Source organism: Chrysiogenia bacterium (genome assembly GCA_020434085.1).
Taxonomy (GTDB): Bacteria; JAGRBM01; JAGRBM01; order JAGRBM01; family JAGRBM01; genus JAGRBM01.
In genome coordinates this window covers 1-4,925 of record JAGRBM010000542.1, presented here as the reverse complement: position 1 = coordinate 4,925, position 4,925 = coordinate 1, and the positions used below count along the sequence as shown (strand labels likewise).

The 4,925-nt window shown below is 63.6% G+C and carries 4 protein-coding genes; 3 read left to right on the top strand and 1 reads right to left on the bottom strand.

Annotation, left to right across the window (positions count from 1 at the left end):
* On the top strand, nucleotides 1–2,478 hold a 2,478-nt coding region (locus tag KDH09_17995; protein MCB0221596.1), incomplete at its 5' end, for an EAL domain-containing protein.
* Between the two features lie 268 nt (nucleotides 2,479–2,746).
* Here the strand turns inward: KDH09_17995 and KDH09_17990 are convergent.
* The gene (locus KDH09_17990) at nucleotides 2,747–3,058 is read right to left on the bottom strand and encodes a nucleotidyltransferase domain-containing protein (protein ID MCB0221595.1); all 312 of its coding nucleotides are present in this window, start codon (nucleotides 3,056–3,058) and stop codon (nucleotides 2,747–2,749) included.
* 438 nt (nucleotides 3,059–3,496) lie between these two features.
* Here KDH09_17990 and KDH09_17985 point away from each other — a divergent pair, with 438 nt between their 5' ends.
* Entirely contained in the window at nucleotides 3,497–3,847 is a 351-nt protein-coding gene (locus tag KDH09_17985; protein ID MCB0221594.1) for a hypothetical protein, read from the top strand.
* 145 nt (nucleotides 3,848–3,992) lie between these two features.
* Nucleotides 3,993–4,835: a DUF4846 domain-containing protein gene (locus tag KDH09_17980; GenBank protein ID MCB0221593.1), complete on the top strand. Its 843-nt coding sequence runs from the start codon at nucleotides 3,993–3,995 to the stop codon at nucleotides 4,833–4,835.
* The last annotated feature ends 90 nt before the right edge of the window (nucleotides 4,836–4,925 follow it).

The following is a 4,925-nucleotide window of genomic DNA, read 5'->3' as shown; positions in this document are numbered from 1 at the left end:
TCCTCGCGCATTCTGGTCAACACCGTCCTCCAGTGCTTTGCCATCGGCAACGCGATCATCGTCTACTTCGCCGGCATGTGGACCACGCCCGGGCCCATGGCGCTCGTGGTGGGACTGCTCGCAGGCGCGCTGCTCTTTGGCTGGCTGCCGGCCGTGGCGGCGCTGGCAACGAGCGCGGTGCTTGCGATCACCATCGGCATTCTCGAAGTGCAGGGCATCCTTCCCTACGCGCCGCTTTTGAAGAGCGCTCCTTTTGAGGGTGGCGAGCTCTCCATGTGGTGGCGCCTCAACGTGGGCGGCACCACCGTCGTCTACATGATCCTCTCGCTCATTCTGGTCTACCTCGTGCTCTCCCAGCGGCGCGAGAGGGAGAGCGCGCTCTACGAGGCCTTCGATCAGCTCCAGAGCGAACACACCTCCCTGCGGCTGGAGAACCTCTCGTATGCATCGCTGGTCAAGGCGCTCGACACCCTGCCGCTGGGAGTCACGGTGAGCGACCGGCACGGCAAGATCATCTATTCCAACCCGGTCGACGCGGCCATGCACGGCTACCAGCAGGAAGAGCTGCCCGGGCGCTACGCGAGCATCCTGGCCACCGGCGGACCCGGCAGGCCCGTCGATCCCTCGCGCCTGGAGAGCCTGCGGGGTTTCAAGCGAGAGACCACCAACGTGCGCCGCGACGGGAGCATCTTCCCCGTGCAGCTCACCAGCGAGATCCTCACCGGCGAGAACGGCGAGCCCGTCGGCATCGTCACCGTGTGCGAGGACATCGCCGAGCGCCGCGCCATGGAGGAGCGCCTCAAGCAGAGCGAGGCGCGTCTCAAACTCGTCATGCAGGGCACCAACGACGGCATCTGGGACTGGGACCTCGAGGAAGACCGCATCTATTTCTCCGAGCGCTGGCTCGCGATGCTCGGTTACAAGCCCGGAGAGATCGGCGCCACCCCCGAGGACTGGTTCTCGCGCATCCACCCCGAAGAGCGCGAGGACATCAAGAGCCAGATCTGGTTCGCCGTGCAGGGCGACGAGGGACACCTGCAGGTCGAGTACCGCATGCTCCACAAGGACGGCAGCTTCCGCTGGGTGATGAGCCGCGGGGCCATCGCCCGCGACGGCGAGGGCCGCGCCTTCCGCGTGACCGGCTCGCAGACCGATCTCACAGAGCGCAGCGCCTACGACCCGCTCACCGGCCTGCCCAACCTCCTGCTCTTTACCGAGCGCCTGGGCCGCGTCCTTCACCGCGCGCAGATGGGCGATCAGGACGTGTGCGCCGCGCTGTTCATCGACCTCGACGATTTCAAGCGCATGAACGATTCCTACGGGCAGTCCGTGGCCGACCGCCTGCTCTTTGCCGTGGCGGCGCGGCTCTCCGATGCGCTGGGCGCCGGTCGGACGCTCGCCAGGCTGGCCGGGGACGAGTTCCTGGTGCTGGCCGAGGGCATGGGCAGCGAGGACGACATCGAAAACCTCATCATCACCGTGCGCGAGGCACTGGCCCAGGGCTTTACCGTCGGGAATCACGAGATCTTCATCACCGCCAGCATCGGTGTCTCCATCCTCACTGCCGAGCACAAGCAGCCCGACGAGGTGCTGCGCGACGCGCGCGCGGCCATGCACCGCGCAAAGCAGGGCGGCGGCGGGCAGGTCGAGTACTATTCCAAGCGCCTGCGGGCCGAGGTGCGCCGCCGCGTGGAGCTGGAAAAAGAGCTGCGCTACGCCGTCGAGCGCGGCGAGTTCCTGGTCTTCTACCAGCCACTCGTGCGCCTGAGCGACACCCGGCTCATGGGGTTCGAGGCCCTGGTGCGCTGGAACCATCCCGAGCACGGGATCATCGGACCCGGCCACTTCATCGACGTGGCCGAAGAGACCGACCTCATCTTCCCCCTGGGGCTCGAGGTGCTGCGCACCGCCTGCGCGCAGGTCAACGCCTGGGGCCCGCACATCCCCAGCGGCGCGGACTTCTCGGTGAGCGTCAACCTCTCGGGCAAGCAGTTCCGCCAGCACGACCTGGCAGAGCAGGTGGCCGGCGTCCTTCGCGAGAGCGGCGTGCCCGGCAACATGCTCAAGCTCGAGATCACCGAGAGCCTCTTCCTGGATGACCCAAACCGCACCCGCGAGATCCTCGATCGCCTGAAGCGCCTCGATACCACCATCTGCATCGACGACTTCGGCACCGGCTACAGCTCGCTCTCCTACCTCCAGCAATTCCCCATCGACGTGCTCAAGATCGACAAGAGCTTCGTCGACGGCATCTCGACAAGCCGCGACAACCTCGAAATCGTCCGCGCCGTCGTCCAGCTCGCCCGCAGCCTCCAGATGCTCGTCATCGCCGAAGGCATCGAACAGCCCGAACAGGCCAACCTGCTCAAATCCCTCCACTGCGACATCGGCCAGGGCTACCACTGGAGCAAACCCCTGCCCGCCGACGCGGCGACGGATTATCTGGTTCGGAATTTCGAGACGGTGAAGGCGGGTTAGCGCCATTGGCGCTTTTACTTTCCGGCAGAAATTTGGAACCACAGATACACACAGATGAACACGGATTGTGTAGGGGCGAGGCATGCCTCGCCCTGTCCCGTGTCAGCAGCGCATCCACACCCCGTTCGTCCTGAGGAGGACGCGCATGCGTCCGTCTCGAAGGGCAAAAGGGCCGCCCACATCGCGGGCTGTCGATTCATCCTTCGAGACGCCGCTTCGCGGCTCCTCAGGACGAACGGTTCAACGGCTGTCGTTACAATAAAGAGACTCAGGCAGCGAACAACACCCGCGCACTTTCAAGGATGCTCCGCTTGCGATAGGGATTCTTCGATCCTTCGATCACCCTGCGATTGAGAACATCCACCGCCCGGCCGAACAGCGCTTCCAGACCTTCCTGAATATCCAGATACTCATCAAGGCCCGGCGACTCCCCCTCCCGGAACCGCACCAGCACGTCCACATCGGAATCGGGCCCGAAGTCCTCGCGCAGGACCGAGCCGAACAGCTCGAGCTGCTCAATCCCGTATTTCTCGCAGAGCGCGGCCAGCGCCGCGCGATCGATGTCGATGGGCAGGTCCATGGGGGCAAGGATAGCGGGATACGGGCGATCGGGGCAATTCGGGGCGAAACTCGGCATTTGGCCGGAACGACGAATCCGAGGATAATGAAGCTGTCGCAAAGCAGCAAACGCGCGAAGTAAAAGGCGGGCAATTTAGTGGAACCCATAGGACGTCCAGCGACTTGGGAAACGAGGTGTTTTTTGAACCCGTCGTGCAATGCCGCAGTCTGGGCACATACGAATGGGAATGGTGACTTCGTCCTGTTCGATTCAATAGGACCGCCATGGCCCATTCACAGATGCTATCTCCAAGCCCAACGTCAGGCGAACACCACGCCGCAATCATCGAGCTCTCGATTCGTGTGCGTTAGACGTGCGACTAGCGATCAGATTCAAAGGATAGAACGCGCGCGTGCGGCTTCAGCACCGCTACCACAATCACCAACCATCAAACGCATCATGGCAGCCGACCATCTTCAAGCAGGCGAAATAGCGATTATGGGATGCGTACAAGACTACTTACCGGGCCATGCCTCCTCGCTTCTCGACACATTACGGCGCAGTGGAGTGGGAACGATTGGCGAACAATACCTCTTGAATGAACTTGGAAATCGCCTTGATCAAATCACGATTGTAACCGACAAGCTCGAATCCTACACGGCATTCATCGCTCCCGATGAACCCCAGCCAGCGCCCAAAGACATGATCATGGCTCGACTGCGAGGACGCGAAATACTGGGATTACCCAAAGGGAAAAATGCCGTATTTCTCTGCGACGATTTCTGGATCATCCGCGTCGATCCGGACTGAGTTAGCGCATCGAGTCGAGGGGCTACCGTAGTATCTTTCAGCCATTTTGGGAGTTGACTCGGATCTGCGATAAGAGGCTAACAATTAGCCGCGAGACCACCCCCGCTTCATCTCCCCTTAATCTCTCTTTGATACCCTGCTCTCCATGAAGTGGCTTGCCTTGCTCAGCGCAGCGCTGCTGGCGTTTGTGCCGGCGCGCGTCTTTGCGGATTCGCCCTACCCGTGGCCGAAGTCGGGGGAGCCGGCGCGGCGGCTGGAGGCGCGCGTTGCGCCGCCGGAGGGCTTTGTGCGCGTGGCGGCTCCGGAGAATTCCTTTGCCGCCTGGCTGCGCGGGCTGCCGATCAGGGACGGCCGGCCCTTTGTGAAACTCTACAACGGGCTCTGGAAGTTCAACCAGTTTGCCCACTACGCGGTCGCCGACATGGACGTCGGGGAGCGCGATCTCCAGCAGTGCGCCGACAGCGTGATCCGGCTGCACGCCGAGTATCTGTTCTCCCGGGGGCGCGACGCGGACATCGCCTACGACTTTACGAGCGGCGACCGCGCGCGCTGGAGCGACTGGCTCGCCGGGCGGCGCCCGCAGGTCAGCGGCAACCGGGTGTCTTTCCCGCAGGGGAGGCCCGTCGCACGCACCTACAAGAACTTCCGGCGCTACCTCGACGTGGTCTTCGGCTACGCGGGGACGATCTCGCTGCGCAGGGAGCTCCCGGCCGTTTCCGATCCCACGCGCATTCGCGCCGGCGACGTGCTCATCCAGGCGGGCTCGCCCGGCCACGCGGTACTCGTGCTCGACGTGGCCGAGCATCCCGTTACCAAGCAGCGCGTCTTCCTGCTGGGACAGGGCTACATGCCCGCGCAGGAATTTCACGTGCTGAAGAATCCGGAGGATGGCGATCTCTCGCCCTGGTACGAGGCAGATGGACGTGAAGAAATCGAGACCCCGCAGTGGGACTTCGTGCGCGCGGACTGGCGGCGGCTGCCGGGCTGAGTCAGCGCATCGAGTCCAGCGCCCGCTGCTTCATCTTGTGGCCCTTCATGGAGAGCGCCATGCAGTCGCTCTGGGCCTTGGCCAGGCGTT